Source organism: Arthrobacter sp. 01T425, assembly GCF_056398725.1.
Genome location: NZ_JBFTPY010000011.1, coordinates 36,756 through 60,309, shown reverse-complemented (window position 1 = coordinate 60,309; position 23,554 = coordinate 36,756). Strand labels below are relative to the sequence as shown.

Sequence of the window (23,554 nt, the reverse complement as noted above, 5' to 3'; positions counted from 1 at the left end):
CAACACGACGACGGCGGGAATCTCCCGCCGTCGTCCGCAAGGCCCTATTCAGCCCGGTATTAGCGGCGGTAACATGCCATGTGACTTTCACCCACGGTTACGCGGCCAACGGCGACCTCCGCATGTACTACGAGGTCCACGGTCACCCGCGGGTCGGCGAGCCCCCGCTGTTGCTGATTCCCGGCGGAGGCTCGAGCATCGAGACCAATTTCGCCGGCCTCATCCCCGCGCTGCTGGCCGAGAGCCTGCAGGTGATCGCCGTCGAAGAGGAAGGCCACGGCCGGACCGCGGCTACCGCCCGGCCGCTCACCGCCGAAGGATCGGCAGGGGACATCAAGGCCGTGCTCGATGAGCTCAACGTGGACTCCGTGGACGTGCTCGGGTTCAGCGCCGGGGGCCACACCGCGCTCGCGCTGGCCATGAGGCATCCGTCCATGGTGCGGTGCCTGATTGCCGCCTCCACCTTCGCCAGCCGCGACGCTGTGGGCGATGAATTCTGGGAGGGGATGGAAAAGGCAACCCTCGATGACATGCCGGAGGTGTACCAGGACGCGGACCGCCGGCTGAACCCGGACCCCGGACACCTCGAGCGGATGTTCGAACTGGACCGCCAGCGGATCCTGAGCTTCCCCGGATGGTCGGACGAGGACCTGCGCCGCATCACGGCCCGGACCCTGGTGCTGAGCGCCGACCGCGACGTCGTCAGCGCTGACCACGCCGTGCGGATGTCACGGGTCATTCCCGGGGCGCGCCTGATGATCGTGCCGGGTACCCACGGCGATTATTTGGGCGAGCTGGCCGCGAGCGGGGGCGACCTGCGGGCCATGCGGACCACTCTCCCGTACCTGCTGCGGTTCCTGGAGGAGTAGGGCCCGGTCAGGGCCTCGCCGGCGTCGAGGTCTGTGCCGGGCTGGTCTGTGCCGGACTGGAGGTCCAGTGCTGCCGGTGCAGCCGCTCGAAGCCGTCCAGGAGCAGATCCAGGGCGAACTCGAACTCGAACTGGTCATCGCACCCCTGGCCCACCACGGAGTCCTGGTGCGCGGAGGCGGTGGCGACCTTCAGGATGTTCGGATACCGCTCGGCCATCTCCTGGAACATGGCCGCCTGCGCCTCCGGCGGAAGGGTGGCCAGCCCTGCGGCGTTCCCGCCGGCGGAGTCGTCGAACAGCTCCTGGGTAAACCCCCACATGCGGCTGCCGAGGGCGTGCATGACGTGATGGGTCAGGTCCACGGAGAAGCCTCCGGCCAGGAACATGCCGATGAACGAGTCCATGTAGCCAAGGACCGCTGGAGTTTTATTCGTGCGCGATTCCAGCACTTGCCGGGCCCACGGATGCCGCAGCAGCGCCCCCCGCGCCGAGAGCACCCTCAGGCGCACGGCGTCCTTCCAGCCGGCATCGCGGACGGGAGGATCGATCTCGCTGACAAGGGCGTCCACCATGCCGTCAAGGAGTTCCTCCTTGTTGGCCACGTGCTTGTAAAGCGCCATCGGCACGACGCCGAGTTCCTGCGCCAGCCGGCGCATGCTCAGCGCCTCGATCCCCACCTGATCGGCCAGCACGACGGCGGCAGCCAGGACGCGGTCCCGGCTCAACGGAATCCGGCGCGTTCGCTCCGCTTGCTGGGTCATCCGGCCACCCTTCCCTAACGGTTCCCTATTGACAAGTGTACGCCGTACACCTAACGTGGCCGCATCAGGTGTACGCCGTACACCTCGCGTATCATGTACCGCCGCCGCCAGCCATACCAGCCAAGGACCACGCCGTGACAACACACGCCAGCAGCGCCCCCGTCCCCCGAGTCCGCCGCCGCCCCCAGTGGCCAGTGCCAGCCGGATTGATCCTTCTCAGCCTCATCCCGGTGATCGCCGGTGCGGCGCGGCTGACGGAACTGACCGGCGGTGCCGCCGTCACCGCCCAGAACGCCCGGTTCTTCGCCTCACCCGTGCCCGTGGTGACCCACATCCTCAGTGTCACCACCTACAGCTTGCTCGGTGCGTTTCAGTTCCTCCCCGCGCTGCGGGGCCGCCGGGGCTGGCACCGCATCGCCGGCCGCATCCTCGCGCCGGCGGGCCTGCTGGCCGCCCTGTCCGGCCTGTGGATGGCCGTCTTCTATCCGCTGCCGCCCGGGGACGGACCGGCGCTGTTGGTGCTGCGGCTGGTCTTCGGCTCGGCCATGGCGGCGAGCATTGTCCTGGGAGTCGTGGCGGTTGTGCGCCGGGATTTTGTGCGGCACGGCGCGTGGATGACCCGCGGCTATGCGATCGGCGTTGCCGCGGGAACGCAGGCGCTGACGGGGCTGCCGTGGATGCTGCTGGTGGGCCCGCCCGACGAGCCGACCCGGGCTGTGCTCCTGGGGGCAGCCTGGGTGATCAACCTTGTGGTGGCGGAGTACGTCATCCACCGGCGCGCCAGGCGGACCGTGCGCTCCAGGCGGACCGTGCCCGAACCTGCCGCCGTCGTCCCCATGCCTGCTGCCGCCGTCGTCGAAGTCGCCGGAAGCGTGCCGGCACGCCGTACTTTTCCGGCGAAGCGGACGGTTTCCGGCGACGTGGAGGCCGGGCGGCTAGACTCACGCGCATGACAATTGTGGACGATCAGGGCCGCCCGGAGCCTCCCCTCGCCTCCGACGAAACCGCGACCCTCCTGGGATTCCTGGACTACCAGCGGGCCACGCTGGCGTGGAAATGCGCCGGGCTGGACGCGGCCGGCCTTGTGGCTACTACCGCTGCCTCATCGATGACACTGGGCGGGCTCCTGAAGCACATGGCCTATGTGGAGAGCGAATGGTTCTCCCGTTCCCTGCACGCCCGGGACCGGGAGGCCCCGTTTGCCGCCGTGGACTGGAAGGCCGACCCGGACTGGGAGTGGCATTCCGCCGCCGGGGACACCCCGGACCAGCTGCGCACCCTGTGGCAGGACGCCGTGGACCGGTCCCGGGCCAGCGTCACGGAGGCCCTGGCCGCCGGCGGCCTGGACCAATTGGCCCGTCGCCCGTGGCCGGACGGTTCGGCACCGAGCCTGCGCTGGATCCTGTGCCACATGATCGAGGAGTATGCCCGGCACAACGGCCACGCCGACCTCCTCCGCGAGGCCCTAGACGGCGAGACGGGGGAATAGGCGGCGAAACGGGGGAGTAGCCTCGAGGCACCCCTCCAACCACCCGTTGCGCTATCAGTCTTGGCGGTTATGGACGCCGAATGACGACCAGGACTGATAGCGCAACCAGGTTAGGCAGGGTGGATTTAGTAGGCCTTGACCCGCTGTTCGACGATGAGGTGGACCAGGGCGAACACACCGTCCCGGTCGATGGCGGCCAGCGCCGCCTCGAGGGCGGCCGGCACATCCTTATCCTCGGTGACGGTGATGCCGAAACCGCCGAACGCCCGGGCCATCATGCCGAAGTCGGGGTTCTTCAGCTGAGTGCCTGACACCCGGGACGGGTAGTGGCGTTCCTGATGGGTGCGGATGGTGCCGTACTCCTGGTTATCCATCACGATGATCAGCGGCGTGGCTCCGTACTGGGCGGCCGTGGCGAGCTCCTGGCCGTTCATGAGGAATTCTCCGTCGCCCGCGATGGTGACCACCCGGCGCTCCGGGCTAGCCAGGGATGCGGCGATGGCCGAGGGCACCGAGTACCCCATGGAACCGTTCCGGGCGCTGATCATCGAGGCGTAGCGCCGGGTGGGGAAGTACCGGTGCGCCCAGTTGGTGTGCTCGCCCGCCCCGAACGTCACCAGGGCGTCCTGCGGCAGCAGCGGCACAAGGTTCGCCATCAGGGTGTCCATCTTCGCGGGACCGGCACCGGGGACGGACGGCGGCAGGCTGGCGAAGGAGCACTGCTCGGCGCGCATCCGGGCCGTCCACGCCTTCCACTCCTGCCTGACGGGCAGGTCGATGTTGACCAAGTCCCGGACGAAGGCGTCCGGCTTGGCCAGGATCTGGCGGGAGACCGGACCGGAGCGGCCGCGCAGCGAGGGATCGATGGAGACGAGGAAGTTGTTCTTGTTCCAGTCCTGCCGGCAGACGAAACCGTCCGTGATCACGTCCCCCGGGACCGTCCCGACGAAAACGAGCAGATCGGTTTCCTCCAGGAGGTCATACGTCGGGCGGGGCCGGCCGTAGCCGATCGGCCCCACGTAGCTGGGCGAATCAAAGGAGACGGTCCCCTGTGTACGCCACTCCGCCGCGGCCGGGATGTGGTGCTTTTCGAGCCAGCGGGTTAGTTCCGAGGCGGCTTCCTGGGTCCAGTCGTTCCCGCCGGTGACAAAGAGCGGCTTCTTCGACTGTGCCAGCGCCTCAGCCAGCGCACCGGCATCGGTGCTGCTCATGCCGCCCGCGGCAACCGGGATGGCCGGGTGCAGGGCCGGATCAATGGGGACCCGGATGATGTCCTCCGGCAGGCCCACCACCACGGGCCCGGGACGGCCGCTCATGGCCGCGAACATTGCCTCCGCGACAATTTCGGAGGCCCGCTCGGGGTGGTCGAGGACCATCACGCGTTTGGCGCCGGTGTCGAACCACGCCTTGATGTCGAACTCCTGGAACGCCTCGCGGTCCCGGTGCGCGAACGGAATCAGTCCGACGAAGAGCAGCATCGGGGTGGAGTCCTGCCACGCGGTGTGCAGGCCCACATGGGCGTTCGCTGCCCCGGGGCCGCGGGTGACCATGGCGACGCCGGGGCGCTGGTTCATCTTGCCGTCGGCCTCGGCCATGTAGGCGGCGCCGCCCTCGTGCCGGCAGACCACGGTCTCGATCTCAGAGCCGTGCAGCCCGTCGAGGACGTCCAGGAAGCTTTCCCCCGGGACAACAAACGTGCGTTCCACCCCGTGCGCCGCGAGCGAATCAACAATCACGTGGCCGGCGGACTTGAGGGTGCTGGCGCCGTTGCGGTTATCCAGGACAGCCCCTGGGGCCGTCTGCAGGGGTTTGATGGTGTCGCCTTCAACTGGGTGCGTGTCGGTTGCGGTCATTGTGGATGCAGACTCGGTTTTCATCACTACTTGTCTTCTTGGGTTGGGTTGGCGGGCATGGCATGTCCACTGAATCCAGCGGAACGGTGGCTAGTCTGTTTCCGGTCCGGTGCAGAAGAAGCAGCCGTCCTCGCAACTGTCGTTCGACGCCGGCGGCTTGTCCTTGTGCGCGTCTGGCGGGTGGCGTTCCTGCAGAGTGCTGGTTCGGCCGGGACTCAGCGGGTTTAGTGGCTTCATGAAGGCTTTCGCGTTGGGTGCCGGGTTGCGGGATTGGTCGGCACTGGGATGTTCGATTAGCGGATTGGAGTCCGGTTGGCCAGCACGGGCGCGGCGCCCGTGAAGCCGTCGCGGGTTTCGGCGATGTCGTGGATTTGTTTCCGGCAGGCGTACCAGCCGCCTACCATCAGCGCGCAGGCCACCAGGGTCACCAGCAATGTGAGCGGGGAATCGATGAAGACCATGACGAGGACGCCGAGCAGGAATACCAGGGAGAGGTACCCGGTGTAGGGGGCGCCGAACATCCGGAAAGAGGGGCGCTCAAGCCAGCCTTTGTCTGCCCACCGTTTGAGCTGGATCTGGCAGAGCACAATGGTGGCCCAAGTGACGACGATGCCTACGGCGGCGACGTTCAGGACGATCTCGAAAGCCTGGCCGGGGACCAGGTAGTTCAGCGGGACCCCGAGGAGGGAGACTCCGGCGGTGATGGCGATGCCGCCGTAGGGGACACCGGCCTTGTTCATCCGCTGGGCGAACTTCGGGGCCGATCCGGCCACTGACATGGAACGCAGGATGCGGCCGGTGGAGTAGAGACCGGCGTTCAGCGAGGACAGGGCGGCCGTGAGGACCACGAGGTTCATGATGACGTCCACGCCTTGGATACCGATGGATCCGAAGAACGTCACAAACGGGCTGACGCCTTTTTCATACGAGGTGTAGGGCAGCAGCAGGGCGAGCAGAATGACCGAGCCGACGTAGAAGACGGCGATCCGGAAGACCACGGAGTTGATGGCCTTGGGCATGATTCTTTCGGGGTTTTCGGTTTCGCCGGCGGCGGTACCGATCAGTTCGATCGACGCGTAGGCGAACAGCACGCCCTGCATAAGGATGATCATGGGCAGCAGGCCGTTGGGGAAGAGGCCGCCGTTGTCGGTGATGAGGCTGAATCCGACTTCCTGGCCTTCCACGGGCGTGCCGAACATGACGAAGTAGGTGCCGACCAACAGGAATGCGACCAGGGCCGCGACCTTGATCAGGGCGAACCAGAACTCGAGCTCGCCGAACACCTTGACGGAGACGAGGTTGAGGCAAAGGACCACGACGAGGGCGATCAGCGCCCACGCCCACTGCGGTACGGCCCCCATCCAGGGGATGTATTTGCCGAAGAAGTTCATGTAGAGGGCCGCGGCGGTGATGTCCACGATGGTGGTGGTGGCCCAGTTGATCCAATAGAACCAGCCGGAGATGAACGCGGCTTTCTCTCCGTAGAATTCGCGGGCGTAGGACACGAACGAACCTGACGAGGGCCGGTGCAGCACCAGTTCACCCAGGGCGCGCAGGATCAGGAACGCGAAGAAGCCGCAGACTGCGTAGGCGATGACCAGTGACGGGCCTGCCGCGTTGAGCCGGCCGCCGGCACCCAGGAACAGGCCTGTCCCGATGGCCCCGCCGATCGCGATCATCTGGATCTGCCGGGGCTTCAGGCTCTTGTGGTAGCCCGAGTCCTCCGCGTGGATCAGGGCATCCGAAGCGTGGGCGTGGCCGCCATCGGCCTGGTACAAGCCAACCTCGTCATTGGGGTTGTTGGGCATGGGTGTTCCTTTCGATCTGTCAGAGATCTAAATGGGGTTCTGGAGGGAGATTGTGGGGACAGCCGGACATCAGATCAGAAAATCGACCACCCGGTCCGGTCGGACAGGTCAGCGAGAGCCGCCGTGCCTGCCAGGGAATTTCCTTTGGAATCCAGCCGCGGGCTCCAGACGCAGATGGCGCACTGGCCGGGGACGATCGCCAGGATGCCGCCGCCTACACCGCTTTTCCCGGGAAGTCCCACACGGTAGGCGAACTCGCCGGCTGCGTCATACATGCCGCAGGTCAGCATGATGGAACCGATGCGCTTAGCCTCGCTCCTGGAGATCACCGCGCCTTGAACTCCACGACCATCCTGCGCTAGGAATAGACCCGCCTTGGCCACCTCCGCGCAGGTCATCATGATTGAGCACTGCCTGACGTAGTTCTCGACCACTGCCTCTGCGGGCTGCCGCAGGTTGCCGAATTCCTTCAGGAAGTGGGCGAGGGCCAGGTTGCGGCTGCTGCTGGAGAGTTCACTCTTTGCGGCGATCTCGTCGATGAAAGGGCTCTGTCTTCCATTCTGGTGTCCCACCTGGCCGGTGAGGAAACGCAGGACCTGGGCGGCGGCGTCGGGAGTTCTTTCCATCAGATGGTCGGTGACCACCAGGGCGCCCGAATTGATGAAGGGGTTCCGTGGGATCCCGTGCTCGACTTCAAGCTGGACCAAAGAGTTGAAGGGCGTCCCTGAAGGCTCGCGAAGGACCCTGGACCACAACGAGCCGGAGTCATCGGCGCTGAGCGCCATCGCCAGGGTGAAGACCTTGGAGATGCTCTGGATCGAGAACGGAAGATCGGCGTCGCCGGAACTGAATAGTTCCCCGGACGTCGTGGCAACCGCGATGCCGAAACGGTCGAACGGCGGGGACTGCAGGTGGGGAATGTTTGCGGGGACTGACCCCGCTTCCGTCCGGGGCCGGTGGCCGCGGACAATGTCATCCAGTAATAAGGCAAGCGGCGGCGAATCAAGTGTTGTCATCATTTCTTGCCCACATGCTCCTTCTGCGTGCCGGACCACTCCTGAACATGCAGCAGCGCGACCAGTGCATGGCGGGGATTGCCGAAGTCCAGGCCGGTGACCCGGCTGACCTTGCCGATCCGGTAGTAGACGGTGTTCTTATGCAGCTGCATCCGCTTCGCGCACTCGGCCACGTCGAGTGACGCGTCGAAGAAGGCACGCAGGGTTACGGCCAGTTCCGCGTCGTCGCGGAGCAGGGCCCAGAGGCTGCGGTGCCGGAAGGCCGCCGTCGTAAAGTTCTCCACGGCGTCGTGGAAGAGGATCTCGGCTTCGAAGTCGTCCACCGTGGCAACCGAAACTTCGCCGGAGCGGCGCATGCAGCCCAGCAGCGCTTCGCATATTCCGGTCACGGAATGGATTGATAGCAGATCGGGAACAGCGGGGCCGACGGCGGCAAAGGGGCTGATGCCGAGGTGCTTGTTGGCGTCCTTGACGATTGCCTCGGCCAGGCTCCGCAGACCAGCCCCGGCGTTGGCGGACTGCAGCCCGGGAAGGATCACGGCGGTGTCGCCGTGAAACTGTCCCACGATGGCTGAGGACTTGTAGGCGGCTGCATGGATTGAAGCGAGGTTGGCCAGCTCGCCGTGTTTGAGTGCGGCGTCGTTCTCCTGGGCTTCGGACGCCGAGAGGCCAATCAGGATCAGGGCCGCGGGGCGGTCCGCAGGGATTTTCTCGCTGTGCGCGCTCGCCGCAGCCTCCGCGGGACCCGAAAGGAGGCGCACGATCCGGTCCTCGCGCATGTGCACGGATTGCTGGTTGCGGTACCGGATCAGCTCGGCGGAGGCCCGCGCGGCCGAGCCGGTGAGCACATAGTCGACGTCGTCGCCGAAGCCGCCGCCGGTTTCCTGGAGCCAGATGTAGCCCATGATGCGGTCACCGGCGAACAGGCTGATGGCGACGCGCTCCCGCAGGCCGTCCTGGGGCCGGGCGGGAACCCGGACCGGCAGGCGCGTCCGGTGCAGCTCGCGGTAGGCGCCGAGGTCCTTGAGGAGGAGTTCGTATTTGCGCGGGCCGCGCCGGGCCAGAATCGAGGCCTTGCGCAGTTCGTCAATGGCGTTGGTGACCGTGGAGTAGGCCAGGACCTTGTTGGCGGCGTCCTCGATCACCACGTGGCTGGAGGTCAGGCGGGCCGTGGTCTGGGCGATGGCGAAGAGGTCTTCTTCGAGCAGGGTCAGCACTTCGCGCTGGTAGCTGGGCGGCTGGATTCGGTCCTTGGCGATGGACAGCAATCGGTCCCAGTCTGCCGCCGGGTCCACCAGCAGCAGCCCGGTTCCGGCGGCGCGCAGCAGCTCTTCCGCTTCCACCAGTTCCTCGTGGCTGCCCTTGACGGCCAGGACCAGGGGCGGGCTTTTCAAGAGGCGCCGCACTGCGGGCAACGCGGAGCGTCCGCGCACGCCGATCAGCAGGACAAACGCAGACCCGCCGTCGGCGGTCTCGTCGTCAGCGTCGACGATCAGAAAGCGTTCGATCGCAGCATCCGTGCGGGACGGCCGAAGCATCAGGCTGGCGAAACCCAGCGGAAGATCCGCGAGGATGTCGTCCACTGTAGCTGCGGCCATGGGCTTCTTTCTGACATTGGCACCGCCCGGACGGCTTTGTCCGGACACCTCAGCCTATCCAGCAGACATCGCCGAAAGTATGGAAAAGCTCCTAAATTACGCGGCCCGTTTTAGGTCTACGGACCAAGGCGAGGTCTGCAGAGCTGCGGGGCCCCATCGATTGCTTCGTAAGTGCCGTAATCACTCGTCAAAAGGGCAACTACGGAGCAACCGACGGGGTTTGAGGACCGGAAGGGGACCGGTCATCATGGAGTGTTGGTGCGTCATTGCGGAACCCGACGTCCGCCGCACCCGCCGCCACTGGCGCTGACGCCCCTAGGAGAACCCATGGAGACGCCCCCGGACCTGATCGACTTCACGGCAGGCCGCGCCCGGTCCGGAGACCTGGAGGTGGCCTGGATCCACGGCTCGGAATCGGCGAAGCACAACACGGACCCGGACATCCAGGTCCACGCCTACGACCGGCACACGTTCATCCTGCGCCAGAACATGGCGGTCAACTACGAGGCGCCGTTCATGTTCCTGCTGTTCGGCAACGCGCGGGCCGTCCTCATCGATACCGGCGCGACCGCATCCGCGGACTTCTTCCCGCTGCGCCGCGTTGTCGACGGCCTTGTGGCGGCCTGGCTTGCCGCCCATCCCCGCGACGGCTACGGTCTCCTTGTCCTCCACACCCACCCGCATGGCGATCATGTCGCAGGCGATGCCCAGTTCGCGGGCCGTCCCGACACCGTTCTGGTGGACGCGGCCCGGGACAATGCCTGGGAATTCTTCGGATTCAGTGACGCCAGCGACTCGGACGACGGCGACCCGGACGCCGGCGGCGGCGCCGTTCAGCCCGCGCAGGTGGACCTCGGCGGGCGCGTCCTGGCATGCTGGCCCAGCCCGGGGCACCACAACGCGGCCGTGACGTTCTACGATCCCCACACCGGGTTCCTGCTCACCGGAGACACGGTCTATCCCGGCCGGCTCTACATCCAGGACTGGCCAGCGTTTGTGAGCACCATCGAGCGGCTGATCGGGTTCTGCGCCACCCACCCCGTCACCCATGTCCTGGGCTGCCACATCGAAATGTCGCAGCAGCCCGGCGTCGACTATCCAATCTTCACCACCTACCAGCCCGACGAACCACCGCTGCAGATGACCGTGGAGCAGCTCCGGCAGATCCGCCGGGCCATCGACGAGGTGGGCGGACGCCCCGGCCGGCATGTGTTTCCCGGGTTCATCCTCTGCCTCGAGGGGGAATGAGCGGGCGGGACCACCGGCCTCCAGCCCTCAGCGCCCCCGCAGCGACGCCGCGGCCGGGACGCCGGGCGGGAAATCGGGCAACGCCCCTGCGGGCGTGTGGAAGATCCACAACGAGAGCGCACGGTAGGTGGCCCAGTCGTCGTCGGCCGCCCGCAGGGACGCGATCTCGGTGCCGTCGGGTTGCCCTGTGGTGCGGATGACCTGCAGCCGGACCGGCGCGGCCTCCGGCAACCGGAGCATGACGGACCCCGAAGCCGGCAGCGTGCCGTGGGGGAAGCGGACTGCGGCGCCGCCGACCGAAATGTCCAGCAGCTCTCCGCTCGTGCCCTCGGCCTCCACCGGCGCGGACACCTCCATCCGGTAGGCGTTGCGGCGGGATGTGGCGAATTCGGCGGCCCGGATCCTGCGTGTTCCGAGCACCAGGACCGCGCCGGCGAGCACCAGCCAGGCACCGGACGCTACCGTAGAACCGGGCGTCGTGCGCCAGGGCACCAGCCCGGCCAACCCGGCCGCCGCATACAGAATCACCGCGGAGATGAGGACAACCATCACGATCAGGATGCGCGGCGTCCGGCCCCGGAGTCGGAGGTCGGCGGCACCCTTGGGCGTCACCTGGAACTCCAGGATGTTCCGGGACATGAGCCACCAGAGGCACGCCAGGCCGACCGGGACGCGGAAAATCCGCAGGACGAAGGCCGTGGGCCAGTGGATTTCGTTGCGCATCAGCTGCTTGGACCCCCCCAGGCGCACGGTGAACATGACCAGGAAGACCCCGGTGAAAAGCAGCGGCCCGGCAGTGGAGGTCTGCGCCCCGGACAGCATGATCACCACCGGAATCAGGAAGGCCACGAGCGTGGCGATGCCCTCCAGCCACCACAGCGTGCCGTTGAGGTACTCGTGGTAATTCCGCCACGACAGCCACCCCTTCGCCGCCCACAGCTTCTCGTGGACGAGGATCTGCATGGCACCCATGCCCCAGCGCCGGCGCTGCAGCAGGTACTGGTCCGGGGTCGCCGGCGCGAGCCCGACGGCCAGCGTCTGGTGGTGGTAGACGGTCCGCCAGCCGCGCCGGATGAGTTTGAGCGTGGTGTGCATGTCCTCGGTGATGGTCTCGGTCGCCACGCCGCCCACCTCCTGCAGGGCGCTCAGACGCAACAACGACGTCGACCCGCACCAGAAGGGTCCGGCGCCGGGTACGTTGCGGGACGCCATGAGGACGTTGAAGAAGGTGCCCTGCTCACCCGTGATTCCGTCGTCGTCGAACGCGCCGCCGTTGTAGAACGACTGCGGACCCTGGATCAGGGCGATCCCGGGGTCTTCGAACCAGCCCAGGGTGGCGGTGAGGAAAGTGGGCAGCGGGACGTGGTCGCAGTCCAGGACGGCGATAATGTCGATGCCGGGGCCGCCGGCGGCCTTCTCCGAGGCCATCAGGCCCAGGGCGTGGTTCATGTTGCCGGCCTTGGCGTGGTCGTGGACGGGCCGCCGGACATACCGGGCGCCGTAGGCGACGCACATTTCCTCGACCCAAGGCCGGTCGCCGTCGTCGAGGACCCACGTCTCATGCGCCGGGGCCAGCTCGCAGGCCGCCGCGACCGTGGGCGTCAGAACCTCGATGGGCTCGTTGTACGTGGGGATCAGCACCGCCACCCGCATGCCGTTCGGGGCCTCCGTCACGGGCGCCGGCGGATGGCTGTCAATGTTCCACACGGACCAGGCCTTCAGGATGAGGCCGGCCAGCGGCAAGGCCTCGAAGGTGACCAGGATCCAGGCGATGGCCAGGTTCCATTCCCCCGACGGCATCGTGAACAGGACGCGCCACGTCAGGTAGAGGACCAGGGCGGCGATGGCCGCGATACCGCCGACATGGGCCAGCCTCCGGGACCGGGGTGCTTCCGCTCCGGGAGGTCCGAGCCGGGCGGCCCAGCCGGCAATGCCGGCCCGGGTCAGGGCTGTGGCGTCCAGTGGTACGGGCCGCGGCGCAGCGGATAATCTTCCAGTCGGCAGTCCTTGAGCCGATGCGTTCTCGGCGTGCTGCAGATCTTCACGCAGATTCTCTCGAGGCACGTGATCTCCCTCAGCTAGATCCGGTGCTCAATGTCCGATCAGCGTAGCCGCGGCATGGCACCAGTGACCGGAGCCGCCGGAATCCTTGCGCAAAACTGCGGAGGGCGTGCGCTTCGTCCTACTGCTTTGATCTATTGCTTTGCGACGTGCTCCGCGTCCTCGGGCCCGACGAAATTGCACGAGCCGGGGTGGCGCTTGGGCAACGTGCACGTGCGCCCGGTGGGCAGGTGGACGTTGGCGCACCGGCCCGCCATGGCCACGTCTTCGCGGACATGCGTGACATGCGTGCTGCTCTGATCCTCTGGCGCTTCCTCGCGGCTGGTTTGTAGGGGGCTTCCGGACGCGCTCTGGTTTTGGCTGTTCACGGCTGCAACTCCTCGGGATCTGCTGTGCAGAAAAGATGGGAAGGATGCTTAGTTTTATCCGAAGTCCCCAGCTTCGCACGGGTGAGTTAACGCCGGGTTACGGGAGTGTAAGGATCCCGTCTCGGCGAGGGGGCGGGTTGCCATCGTCGCGGTTCGCCGCCGCGCGGACCTTTTGCCGCCGCCCCGCTGTTCCTCATACTGGAAGGCAGATCCGCGATTCCGACAGGCGAGGACGGTGGTGACTGATGAGCAGCGGGTTCAGTGGTTCCAACAGCGCTTTCCGGCGCCGGGTGGAGCGTGCCGCGGAACTCCGGGCCGTGCGGGCCTCGGGCAGCACGGCGCAGGAGAACGACGAGCTCAACGCCGCCGAGGAGGAACTCCGGCAAAAGCGCGCCAAGATCGACGACGCCGCCAAGGCCGAGTACCTGATCCGGGATGCCATGGCGCAGGGCAAGTTCGACAACCTCAAGTACGCCGGCAAACCCATTCCCGGGCTGGGCGAGGCGTACGACCCCGACTGGTGGGTCAAGGGCCTGATCCAGCGGGAGAACATCTCCGGCCTGGGCCCGAAGGCGATCCTGCTCCGCACCGAGGACGCCGAGCTCGACGCGCGGCTCGATGCCCAGTTCAGCGAAAAGCAGGTCCGCGAGATCGTGGAGGACTTCAATGCCCGGGTCATCGATGCCCGGCGGCAGCTCCAGGGCGGGCCGCCCGTGATCACCAAAACGCGGGACGTCGACGCCGAACTGGACCGCTGGCGGGGTCGCCGGGCTGCCGCGGCCGCCATCGCCCCTCCGGAGCCGGAGCCGAAGCGGCCCTGGTGGCGGCGGCTGTGGAGCGGGGCGGGCCAGGCGCCGCCGAACTAAACGCTCACAGGCTACGGGCGCCGTCGAACTCCTTCGGCTCATTACCCGGGGGCCGGCCCTTCGCAACTGCCGCAGAGATAACATTTAGGAGATAACAATGTCTGAACAGGAACCCGTGCTGGTGGTCGGTGCAACGGGATCGCTCGGTGGGCAGGTCGTCGACCGGCTTCTTGACCGGGGCAAGAAGGTGCGGGCGCTTGTCCGCCCGAGCTCGGACGCGGGCAAACTCGAGGCCAAGGGCGTCGAGATAGCCCGCGGCGACATGCTCGACCTCGATTCGCTCGTCGCCGCGATGACCGGCGCCGCCGCTGTGATCACGACGGCGGCCGGGTACACCGGGAAGAACAAGAACGCCCACGAGATCGACACGCGTGGCAACGCCAATCTCGCCATCGCCGCCAGCAAAACCGGGGTGCCGCGCTTCGTGCTCACCAGCATCCTCACGAGTGACCAGACACCCGGTGTGCCGCATTTCTGGCACAAGAAGCTCGCCGAGGACAAGCTCGAAGAACTCAACGTCCCGTTCGTCGCGCTGCGCCCCGGAGCATTTTTCGACCAGATTGCCCGGCTCGGCGGTGACCCGTTCGAGAAGGGCCGCATCATCTGGCTCGGCTCAAAGAGCGTCCCCCTGACGTTCGTTCTGACCAGCGACCTCGCAACCTACCTCGCCGAAGCCGTCGACGCCGACATCGCCGACGGCGAACGCATCGAAATCGGCTGGACGCGCCCCATCAGCATGCGGGAAGGCGCTGAACTGGCGTCGCGGCTGGCGAACAAGAAAATTAGGGTGCTCTCCCTTCCCACCGAACTGCTCCTCAGGATAGGCAAGATTTCGGGAAAGTCCGGCTCGCGCATGAGCGACATGGGAGCCATGGCGGCGTGGTTCGAAACCGGCCGCTACGTGGCCAACACGAGCCGCCAGGCAGAACTCTTCGGCCCCGCGCCAACTCCGGAAGACGCGGTCGCGCGCTTCGCTGCGCGGTTGGGCCACGGACGAGCGCAGTCCTAGTGGGTGCGGCGGTGTCCGGATTAACGGGCGGTCCCGCCGGGTCACACGTGCCGCCGCCACATGCCGGTCAAAGGCCCGTGGCTCCGCGGAAGCAATCGGCGTAGCCTGCGCTTAGGCGCGCACTTCGCGCACCGGCGCGTCGGCACGAAACGGGCGATGCCATGAAGAAATACGGCACAGATCATAATCCGCGGCCGGCGGCTTCGGCCGGGTCTGGGCGCCCGGCATCAGCCCGTGCACCGCTTCGCCTGGCCGCCACCCTGGCGTTTGCCGGCTTCGCGCTGTCCGTGGTCGCCGGGCTGCTCCATGCCGATACGGCCAGCGCAAATGACCACCCGGCGACGTTCGCGGAGTACGCCCGCAGCGGTATTTGGACGGGGGTCCACCTCGGCCAGTTCGTCGGCATGGCGCTTCTCATCTCCGGGCTGCTGGTCCTGCTGGTGGTCTTGAAAGCACCGGCCGGGGCCATGGCCTGGACGGCCCGCTTCGGCGCTGTCGCTGCGGTCGCCGCGCTGGCACTTTACGCCGCGCTCCAAGCCGTCGACGGCGTTGCCCTCAAGCACGCAGTGGACGCCTGGGTTGCGGCTCCGGAACCGGAGAAAGCTGCGCGGTTTGCGACGGCCGAGGGTATCCGTTGGCTGGAGTGGGGCATGCGCAGTTACCAGAGCTTTGTGCTGGGCGTGGCCCTGGTCCTGACCGGTGCCGTGGTTGTCGGGGCGCGCCGCGTCTCCAGGCTGATCGGCTACCTTATGGCGCTGTCCGGGCTCGCCTACCTCGCGCAGGGCTGGATCGTCGGCGCCGAAGGCTTCTCTCCGGCCAACTCCATTCCTACACTCGCTGGGATTGTCCTCGTCCTCGTGTGGTCCGTGTGGCTGCTGGTCAGTGCATGGTTCGGGAAGGACGCGCCCGCCCGCGACAGGTGACGCGGCTAGCGGACCCCGACGGCGGGAGGTTCAGCCGCCGTCGTCGTCGTCGCGTCCGTCAGAGTTCCGGGACGCAGGGTCCGGAGCCCAGCAAAGCCAGTCCGGCGAGGTCGCCGGCGGCGAACCCGGTCAGCCCACTGTTTTCGGCGTGCATCAGCTGGGTCGGATCGTCCACGTGGTCCAGTCCTACAACGTGCCCGAGCTCATGCAGGATGACGGCGCGGACATCGGCGGGACCGTCCGGCCGCAGCATGATCCTGGCGAGATCGGGAGCGTCCAAAGCCACCTGGCCCGACACCAGGACGGCGGGGCGTCCGGAGACACTCACGGCTGTGCTTCCGCCACGCCCGGCAACGTTTCCTGCAAGCTGCGGGACTTCCTCCGGAGAAGACCACGCGATCAGAACGGGGGCCCACCTCCGGCCGTAGCGGTCCGGCTGATAGGTTCTGCGCTGCTCGGTGGGTGCCTCGGAGGTGACGCCATCGGCCGCGAAGTGCAGCCCGGTGGCAGCCGAAACCTCATCCACAGCCTCGCTGATCAACCGTTCTGCGCCGGGCGGCGCGTTGTCCGGCCGGACGACGTAGTGGACCGGCCGGCAGGGGTCGTAGGCAGCGAAGCCCTGAACGCCGTCCGGAGCCGGATGCAGTGCGTAAGCATACGAGCCGCTGCTGACCGGCGGCCTTCCCAGCGGGGAATTTGCGGCGTCAACCCCGGGCGGCGGCGCGGTGGCGCCGGGCAGGTAGGGGCGCACGGGGGCCATTACAAACTGCTCGAACAGCGGAGGGAGGAAGTTCAACCCCACGATCAGAGCAAGGGCAACAAAGGTGCCGGATTTGCCCCATTGACGTGGCCGCCGTGGCCGCTTCCGGCGGGGCCGAACAATTTTCGGAGTTTTGCCGCCAGTGCCGGGGACTTCGCGCCACGGGGCGGGGTCCTCGAGCTTGCCCAGGGCCTCGTCGACTGCCCACTGTGGAATTCGCCCGCTGGCGGAGCGGCGGACGCCGCCCCGTGGGGCGCCTTCATGGAAGCGTGAGTCGTCCGCAGTCGGATAGCCCCGGTCGCCAAAGTCTGAACGCAACTTGTCCCCCTCGTTGCATGCAACCCATCTCCCCAGATGGATCCACTACAGCATAGGGGAATGACCATCCGTGAATCGTCCCCCGTTCAGGGTTTCCCCGGGTACTGCGGTGGCGTAGCCGCGCGCTCCCGTCCGGATTCGCCGGATAGCTGCGAGAGCGCCGGAAAGGTCCGGCGACTTCGCGGGCTTCCGGCGAATGCGCGCGTCGGGGGGAGTAACAGAGGGGCGAAGGCGTTAGGCGGTTCAGCCTCCGGCGGAGCCCTGGTCCGCGTCGAATCCGGCCAGGAGGCGCCGGGAGGCCGTGTCCATGTGGGAGCGCATGGCCGCCGTCACGGCGGCCTCATCGCGTGATTCCAGGGCAAGGAAGATCCCGCGGTGCTCAGCCAGGGCCGATGCCGCGTGCCCTTCGTCCGTCAGGGCGCGGTCAACCCAGATGCGCAGCAGCGACCGGATGCTCTGCAGCAGTTCCTGCAGGACCTGGTTGCCGGAGGCTGCGGCGATTTCACGGTGGAAAGCCGCATCCGCCTCCACGAACGTCACAAGGTCCTCCAGGCTGCCGTCCATCGTGGCCAGATTGGCGCGCATCCGGTCCAGGGCATCGTCGGTAATCCGCTGCGCCGCCAGCTGGGCGGCCTGTACCTCGAGCCCGCCGCGCAATTCCACGAGTTCGCGCGTGCGGGGGGCGCCCAGCATAAGGCCCCAGCTCAGCGTGCGGGGGAGGAGCTCGGAAATGCCGTCGCGAAGGTACGTTCCGGAGCCCGGCCGGACAATGACGATCCCGAGGATCTCCAGCGCCGCGAGGGCTTCCCGGACCGCGGAGCGACCGACCCCCAGAGATGCGGCGAGTTGGCGCTCGGCCGGCAGACGGGTTCCCACGGCAATTTCACCGCTCGTGAAGTAGCCCAAGAGGCGTTCCGCGACTTCGGACACGACAGAGCCTTGCTCCATAGAACCGAGCGCGGCACTGATTTTGGCCGTCGAAGCGGCGGAGTTAGCGGAGTTAACGGACACCTTCAAAGCGTAACAACACGCACCGCCCGGGCCATGCCGACGGCCGCCGCAGTAAATAAACATGTCAACCGGTTGACCAATTCGAGTTGGACGCCTTATGGTTTTTATCACACGCTTAGTTGGGCCTGGCCAGCTCCCTGGAACTACGCGGTGAGACCAATCCCCATGCTTCCAGCGCAGGAGGCTGCGGGATCCCGACATCAAGGAGTCAATGTGGACACCACGCAATCAGTGGTCGAAAGATCTGCAATCAAGAAAGTGGCAGTGCGGCTGGTGCCGTTTGTCGCTCTCATGTTCTTCATCAACTATCTGGACCGCACGGCCATCTCCTTCGCAGGCCCCAACGGCATGAACACTGATCTGGCCCTCTCGGCGGCCCAGTTCGGCTTCGCCTCCGGTGTCTTCTTCATCGGCTACATCCTGCTGGAAGTCCCCAGCAACCTGGCCCTGCACAAATTCGGAGCCCGCCGGTGGCTGGCCCGCATCATGGTCAGCTGGGGCATTGTCTCCCTGCTCTTCACCTGGGTGGGCAGCGTGGAGCAGCTCTACATTTTGCGCTTCATCCTGGGTGTGGCCGAGGCCGGATTCTTCCCCGGCGCCATCCTCTTCCTCAGCCTGTGGGTCCCGTCGCGGCACCGCAGCAAGATCCTGGCACTGTTCTACCTGGCCCAGCCGCTGACCACGGTCATTGGAGCCCCGCTCGCCGCCCTCCTCATCCAGCAGCATGGCCTCTTCGGACTCGAAGGCTGGCGCGTCATGTACTTCGGTGTCGCCATCCCCGCCATCCTGATCGGCGTCGCCGCCTGGTTCTACCTCGCGGATTCCCCGGCCAAGGCCAAATGGCTGACATCGGACGAAAAGACCTGGCTGACCGGCGCGCTGGAGAAGGAAAAGAACGCAACCGCCGCCACCAACAAGCACGTCAGCGTCCGCACCGTCTTCGGCAACGGCCGCGTCTGGATGCTCGCCCTGATCTACTTCGGCTTCATCTACGGCCTGTACGCGCTCGGCTTCTTCCTGCCGACCATCATCTCCGGCTTTGAGGGCCTGTACGGCACCAAGTTCGACGTCGTCCAGAAGGGCCTCATCACGGCCATCCCCTACCTGCCGGCCGCCTTTGCCCTGTACTTCTGGTCCAAGGACGCCACCAAACGGGGTGTCAAGACGTGGCACATCGCCGTCCCCGCCCTCGTCGGAGGCCTGAGCATCCCGCTGGCCCTCTTTGCGGGTTCGCCGGCGGCGACGATCGCGATCATCACCCTCACGGCGATGTCCATCTTCGCGGCGCTGCCGAACTTCTGGACCGTCCCCACCCAGTTCCTCACCGGGGCAGCGGCCGCCGCCGGGATCGCCCTGATCAACACCGTGGGCAACCTGGCCGGCTTCAGCGCGGGCTACGTCACCGGCTGGCTCAAGGACTGGACCGGCGGCTACACCGTCCCCATGTTCGTCGTCGGCGGCTTCATGCTCCTCTCCGCCGTCCTCATGATGGTGCTGGCCCGCAACGGCGCCGGCAACGCAACGGCCGCCCCTGAAGCAGCAGACTCAGCGGCCGCGGAGTCAGCCGCCGTTCGCTAACGGACGCAGCCTGCTCCCAACAATCCGGTGCCCGCCGCGTGCCACACAGCCGCGGCGGGCACCCACCAAGCAGCTTTCCCTCTTCCAGGAGTACCCCCATGACCCGCCTGTTCAATGACCCCGCAGCCTTCGCTGACGAAATGATCGAAGGCTTTGTCGCCTCCCACAGCCGCTGGGTCAGGCGTGTCTCCGGCGGCGTCGTCCGCAACACCCGGAGCACCCCGGGCACCGTGGCGCTCGTGATCGGCGGCGGTTCCGGGCACTATCCTGCCTTCGCCGGGCTCGTGGGCCAGGGTCTGGCCCACGGTGCCGCGATGGGCAACCTCTTCGCGTCGCCGTCCGCCCAGCAGATCTACACCGTGGCCAAGGCCGCCAGCAACGGCGGCGGCGTCCTCCTGGGCTACGGCAACTACGCCGGCGACGTCCTGCACTTCAACCAGGCCCAGGCCCGGCTGCGCGCCGAGGGCATCGATTGCCGCAGCATCGCCGTCACCGACGACGTCTCGTCCGCCCCGCCGGCCGAGCACGCCAAGCGCCGCGGGATCGCCGGTGACCTCACGGTCTTCAAGGTCGCCGCCGCCGCCGCCGAGGCCGGGTACACCATGGACCAGACAGTCGAGATCGCCGAGCGCGCCAACCACCGCACCCGCTCCTTCGGCGTCGCTTTCTCCGGCTGCACCCTGCCGGGCGCGGACCACCCGCTCTTCTCCGTCCCCGAGGGCCGCATGGCCGTCGGGATGGGCATCCACGGCGAGCCCGGCATCGGCGAAACAGGCGTCCCGACGGCGGATGAACTCGCCGAACTCCTCGTCGCGAAACTCCTCACCGAAATTCCCGACGGCGTCGAAGGCTGTATGGCTTCCGGCGGGACACGGCGCGTCGTCCCGATCCTCAACGGCCTGGGCAGCGTCAAATACGAGGAACTGTTCGTGGTCTACCGCCGCGTCGCCCAGCTCCTGGCCGAGGCCGGACTGGAAGCCGTCGACCCGCAGGTGGGTGAGCTCGTGACCAGCTTCGACATGGCCGGCACCTCCCTGACCCTCTTCTGGCTCGACGACGAACTTGAGACCCTCTGGCACGCGCCCGCCGACGCCCCGGCCTTCCGCCGCGGCGCCGTCACGGCGGCGGCCCTGGAAGCCACGGACTTCACCGACCTCGCCGAGATCGAGGCGGCCATCCCGGATGCCTCCGACGAATCCCGCGCCACGGCCGTCCGTGTCCTGGCCGCGCTGGGAGCCGCGAAGGACGTGGTGGACGCCAACGCCGAGGAACTGGGCCGGATCGACGCGGTCGCCGGCGACGGCGACCACGGCATTGGCATGGAGCGCGGCGTCCGCGCCGCCGTCGACGCCGCGGCAGCCGCCGTCGCCCGCGGAGCCGGCGCAGCCACCACCCTCCACCTTGCCGGCGACGCTTGGGCCGACAAAGCAGGCGGCACCTCCGGCGCACTGTGGGGCATGGCCCTCCGGGCCGTCGGGGATGCGCTCGGCAACACCGCTGCCCCCGACGCCGGCGCTGTCGCCGCCGGAGTCGCCGGCGCCGCGGCCGCCATCATGGACTTCGGCAAGGCCGCGCCGGGCGACAAAACCCTCGTGGACGTCCTGGTCCCGTTCCGCGACGCCCTCGCCGGCGGCGTGGACGCCGGGGGATCCCTCACGAAGGCCTGGGGCGCCGCGGCCGCCGTTGCGCAGCAGGCCGCAGAAGACACCGCCCAGCTCCTGCCCCTCGTGGGCCGAGCCCGCCCGCACGCCGAGAAGAGCCTTGGCACCCCGGACGCGGGCGCGGTGTCCATGGCACTGATCGTCCGAGCAATTCACAACACTCTCCTCGCGGAAACAGTCGAGGGAAAAACAGTCAAGGAGAACGCATGAGCGCCAAACTGCGCCTGGTCATCGGGGCCGACGACGCCGGATTCGAGTACAAGGAAGCCCTGAAGGCAGACCTGGAAGCCAGCGGGCTCGTCGAGTCCGTCCGTGACGTCGGCGTCGACGCCACCAGCCACACCCCGTACCCCTCCGTGGCCATCGCGGCCGCCGAACTCATCGCCTCCGGCGAGGCCGACCGCGCCCTGTTAGTGTGCGGCACCGGCCTCGGCGTGGCCATCGCCGCCAACAAGGTCCCGGGGGTCCGGGCCGTCACGGCGCACGACAGCTTCTCGGTGGAACGGGCCATCCTCAGCAACAACGCCCAGGTCCTCACGTTCGGCCAGCGCGTCGTCGGCCTGGAACTGGCCCGCCGGTTGGCCCGGGAATGGCTGACCTACACGTTCGACGAAACCTCCGCCTCGGCCGAGAAGGTCACACTGATTAAGGACTACGAGGGTGTCACTTCCTGCTAACCCCGCCACAGGCGGTACAGGCGAAGCCGCCGGCCGTGCCGCCCGTACAAAGCAGCCGCAAGCCGTCATCGGCGTCAGCCTGAAAATGTACTTCGGCTACCAGCGCACGCTGGACTACTGCCGCGAGGTCGCCGTCGTCGCACTGGCACACCCCGCCGTGCAGAACGGCGAGATCGAACTGTTTGTCCTGCCGGCCCTGCCCGCGCTGCCCGAGGCAGCCCGGGTCCTCGGAGTGGCCGGCGCGGGCGCCGGCGCGCAGGACATCTTCTGGGAAGACGAGGGCGCCTACACCGGCGAGGTCTCCGGCCGGACCGTCGCCGAACTCGGCGGCCGCTACGCCGAAGTGGGCCACGCCGAGCGGCGCCGAATCTTCGGCGAGGATGAGAGGACAGTCGGCCTCAAGACCGCCGCCGCCTACCGCAACGGCCTCACGCCGGTACTTTGCGTCGGGGAACTGCAGCCCGGCTCCGTGGAGGAGGCTGTCCGTCACTGCACTGCGGACATCGACGCCGCCCTCAACCGGGCGCGGTCTCTCGGACCCGCGGCCCGGACCATCGTGGCCTACGAACCGCAGTGGGCCATCGGTGCCCCCGAACCGGCCACCCCGGAGTACATCAGCGCCGTCATCACCGGGCTGGACGCGCATCTGCGTTCCCTTCCCGGCCAGGCCGAGAGCCGGGTCATTTACGGCGGGAGCGCCGGCCCCGGCCTGATCGGCCGGCTCGACGACGCCGTCGCCGGGCTGTTCCTGGGCCGCTTTGCCCACGACCCGCAGGCGCTCAAGACCATCCTGGACGAAACTGCCGCCCGATTCGGACTCCTGCTGACCGCGGGAGGCCGGCCATGAGCTCCACGAACGGGCAGGGTTTAGAGAACGGACAGGGTTCACGAATCGGTCTCAGCAGCTACGCCTTCTTCTGGCAGCTCTCGGACCAGGTCTCCGCGCCGCTGACCCTCCAGGATGCGTTGGCCGATACTGCGGCCCTGGGCGTGGACCTCTTCCAGATCTGCGACTACGCCCCGCTCGAATCCATGACGGACGCCGAACTGGCCGCCGTCCGGGCCACGGCCGATGCCTTGGGGATTTCCCTGGAGCTCGGCACCAAGGGCATCCGGCCGGAGCATCTGAAGAAGTTCCTGCGGATCGCCGGGATCCTGGCCGCGCCGCTGCTGCGGACCATGTTCAACGTCCCGGGCCACACCCCGGACGCGGACGAGGCCGTGGCGATCTTCACCAGTCTCCTGCCCGAATTCGAGGCCGCAGGGGTGAAGATCGCCGTGGAGACCTACGAACAGGTGCCCACAGCCCGGGTCCTGGAGGTCATCGCCCGCGTGGACAGCCCGAACCTGGGCATCTGCAGCGATCCCGCCAACACCGTGGCGGCGCTGGAATCCCCGCGCGAGGTGATTGACGCCGTCGCGCCGTATGTCCTGAACATGCACATCAAAGACTTTGCGTTCAGCCGCAAGGAGGGATGGGTCGGGTTCACGTATTCCGGCGCTCCCCTCGGCGAAGGCCTCCTGGACTATGCCTACATGGCCCGGAAGCTGCAGCCCAAAGAAAGAAACATCAACCAGATCATCGAGCACTGGCTGCCGTGGCAGGCCTCCGAAGAAGAGACCCTCCGCCTCGAAAAGCAGTGGACCCAGCAAAGCCTCGATTTCCTAAGGAGTAACTGAA

21 protein-coding genes are annotated in these 23,554 nt (G+C 67.4%); 12 read left to right on the top strand and 9 right to left on the bottom strand.

Going from position 1 to position 23,554, the window contains the following annotated elements:
- The first annotated feature begins 80 nt into the window (after positions 1-80).
- Positions 81-869 (top strand): alpha/beta fold hydrolase, encoded by a 789-nt coding sequence (locus AC1DNG_RS13500; RefSeq protein ID WP_230009667.1) that lies wholly within the window; start codon positions 81-83, stop codon positions 867-869.
- A gap of 7 nt (positions 870-876) precedes the next feature.
- On the opposite strand, the gene AC1DNG_RS13495 is transcribed toward AC1DNG_RS13500, so the two are convergent.
- The gene (locus AC1DNG_RS13495) at positions 877-1,629 is read right to left on the bottom strand and encodes a TetR/AcrR family transcriptional regulator (protein ID WP_476858125.1); all 753 of its coding nucleotides are present in this window, start codon (positions 1,627-1,629) and stop codon (positions 877-879) included.
- Between the two features lie 134 nt (positions 1,630-1,763).
- On the opposite strand from AC1DNG_RS13495, the gene AC1DNG_RS13490 reads away from it, so the two are divergent.
- Both AC1DNG_RS13490 and AC1DNG_RS13485 read left to right on the top strand, forming a co-directional pair.
- Positions 1,764-2,582 carry a DUF2306 domain-containing protein gene (locus AC1DNG_RS13490; protein ID WP_476887577.1) on the top strand — a complete coding sequence of 273 codons (819 nt, stop codon included), beginning with the start codon at positions 1,764-1,766 and terminating at the stop codon, positions 2,580-2,582.
- Entirely contained in the window at positions 2,579-3,118 is a 540-nt protein-coding gene (locus tag AC1DNG_RS13485; RefSeq protein WP_476859918.1) for a DinB family protein, read from the top strand. Before AC1DNG_RS13490 ends, AC1DNG_RS13485 begins: the two co-directional genes overlap by 4 nt.
- A gap of 125 nt (positions 3,119-3,243) precedes the next feature.
- On the opposite strand, the gene AC1DNG_RS13480 is transcribed toward AC1DNG_RS13485, so the two are convergent.
- The 4 genes from AC1DNG_RS13480 to AC1DNG_RS13465 all read right to left on the bottom strand — a co-directional run bounded on the left by AC1DNG_RS13480 (position 3,244) and on the right by AC1DNG_RS13465 (position 9,393).
- Entirely contained in the window at positions 3,244-4,971 is a 1,728-nt protein-coding gene (locus AC1DNG_RS13480; RefSeq protein ID WP_476871381.1) for a thiamine pyrophosphate-dependent enzyme, read from the bottom strand.
- Positions 4,972-5,264: 293 nt separating this feature from the next.
- Positions 5,265-6,779, bottom strand: a complete 1,515-nt coding sequence (locus tag AC1DNG_RS13475) for an amino acid permease (RefSeq protein WP_043435285.1) — start codon at positions 6,777-6,779, stop codon at positions 5,265-5,267.
- 74 nt (positions 6,780-6,853) lie between these two features.
- Entirely contained in the window at positions 6,854-7,798 is a 945-nt protein-coding gene (locus AC1DNG_RS13470) for a glutaminase (RefSeq protein WP_476887576.1), read from the bottom strand.
- Positions 7,795-9,393 carry a PucR family transcriptional regulator gene (locus AC1DNG_RS13465; RefSeq protein ID WP_476858007.1) on the bottom strand — a complete coding sequence of 533 codons (1,599 nt, stop codon included), beginning with the start codon at positions 9,391-9,393 and terminating at the stop codon, positions 7,795-7,797. Before AC1DNG_RS13465 ends, AC1DNG_RS13470 begins: the two co-directional genes overlap by 4 nt.
- A gap of 327 nt (positions 9,394-9,720) precedes the next feature.
- Between AC1DNG_RS13465 and AC1DNG_RS13460 the strand changes: the two genes are divergently transcribed.
- Positions 9,721-10,641, top strand: coding sequence for an MBL fold metallo-hydrolase (locus AC1DNG_RS13460; RefSeq protein WP_476858006.1), 921 nt, complete (start codon positions 9,721-9,723; stop codon positions 10,639-10,641).
- Positions 10,642-10,668: 27 nt separating this feature from the next.
- Here AC1DNG_RS13460 and AC1DNG_RS13455 read toward each other — a convergent pair whose 3' ends face one another.
- Positions 10,669-12,705, bottom strand: coding sequence for a glycosyltransferase family 2 protein (locus tag AC1DNG_RS13455; RefSeq protein WP_476858005.1), 2,037 nt, complete (start codon positions 12,703-12,705; stop codon positions 10,669-10,671).
- A gap of 131 nt (positions 12,706-12,836) precedes the next feature.
- The gene (locus AC1DNG_RS13450) at positions 12,837-13,070 is read right to left on the bottom strand and encodes a hypothetical protein (protein ID WP_028276090.1); all 234 of its coding nucleotides are present in this window, start codon (positions 13,068-13,070) and stop codon (positions 12,837-12,839) included.
- Positions 13,071-13,315: 245 nt separating this feature from the next.
- Here AC1DNG_RS13450 and AC1DNG_RS13445 point away from each other — a divergent pair, with 245 nt between their 5' ends.
- The 3 genes from AC1DNG_RS13445 (at position 13,316) to AC1DNG_RS13435 (ending at position 15,868) form a co-directional block, all read left to right on the top strand.
- On the top strand, positions 13,316-13,936 hold the full coding sequence (locus AC1DNG_RS13445; RefSeq protein ID WP_476858004.1) for a DnaJ family domain-containing protein: 621 nt from the start codon (positions 13,316-13,318) through the stop codon (positions 13,934-13,936).
- Positions 13,937-14,033: 97 nt separating this feature from the next.
- Complete coding sequence (locus tag AC1DNG_RS13440) at positions 14,034-14,945, top strand: SDR family oxidoreductase (RefSeq protein WP_476858003.1); 912 nt, start codon at positions 14,034-14,036, stop codon at positions 14,943-14,945.
- 161 nt (positions 14,946-15,106) lie between these two features.
- Positions 15,107-15,868, top strand: coding sequence for a DUF4386 family protein (locus AC1DNG_RS13435; protein WP_476858002.1), 762 nt, complete (start codon positions 15,107-15,109; stop codon positions 15,866-15,868).
- Positions 15,869-15,926: 58 nt separating this feature from the next.
- On the opposite strand, the gene AC1DNG_RS13430 is transcribed toward AC1DNG_RS13435, so the two are convergent.
- Entirely contained in the window at positions 15,927-16,628 is a 702-nt protein-coding gene (locus AC1DNG_RS13430) for a matrixin family metalloprotease (protein ID WP_476858001.1), read from the bottom strand.
- Positions 16,629-17,189: 561 nt separating this feature from the next.
- Positions 17,190-17,894 carry a FadR/GntR family transcriptional regulator gene (locus AC1DNG_RS13425; protein WP_476887628.1) on the bottom strand — a complete coding sequence of 235 codons (705 nt, stop codon included), beginning with the start codon at positions 17,892-17,894 and terminating at the stop codon, positions 17,190-17,192.
- A gap of 276 nt (positions 17,895-18,170) precedes the next feature.
- Between AC1DNG_RS13425 and AC1DNG_RS13420 the strand changes: the two genes are divergently transcribed.
- The 5 genes from AC1DNG_RS13420 (at position 18,171) to AC1DNG_RS13400 (ending at position 23,553) form a co-directional block, all read left to right on the top strand.
- Positions 18,171-19,535, top strand: a complete 1,365-nt coding sequence (locus tag AC1DNG_RS13420) for an MFS transporter (protein WP_476857999.1) — start codon at positions 18,171-18,173, stop codon at positions 19,533-19,535.
- A 98-nt stretch (positions 19,536-19,633) separates the two neighbouring features.
- The gene (locus tag AC1DNG_RS13415; RefSeq protein ID WP_476887575.1) at positions 19,634-21,406 is read left to right on the top strand and encodes a dihydroxyacetone kinase family protein; all 1,773 of its coding nucleotides are present in this window, start codon (positions 19,634-19,636) and stop codon (positions 21,404-21,406) included.
- Positions 21,403-21,873, top strand: coding sequence for a ribose-5-phosphate isomerase (locus AC1DNG_RS13410; RefSeq protein ID WP_079551080.1), 471 nt, complete (start codon positions 21,403-21,405; stop codon positions 21,871-21,873). Before AC1DNG_RS13415 ends, AC1DNG_RS13410 begins: the two co-directional genes overlap by 4 nt.
- Positions 21,857-22,720, top strand: coding sequence for a triose-phosphate isomerase family protein (locus AC1DNG_RS13405; RefSeq protein ID WP_476887574.1), 864 nt, complete (start codon positions 21,857-21,859; stop codon positions 22,718-22,720). Before AC1DNG_RS13410 ends, AC1DNG_RS13405 begins: the two co-directional genes overlap by 17 nt.
- The gene (locus tag AC1DNG_RS13400) at positions 22,717-23,553 is read left to right on the top strand and encodes a sugar phosphate isomerase/epimerase family protein (protein ID WP_476857995.1); all 837 of its coding nucleotides are present in this window, start codon (positions 22,717-22,719) and stop codon (positions 23,551-23,553) included. Before AC1DNG_RS13405 ends, AC1DNG_RS13400 begins: the two co-directional genes overlap by 4 nt.
- Position 23,554 lies beyond the last annotated feature (1 nt).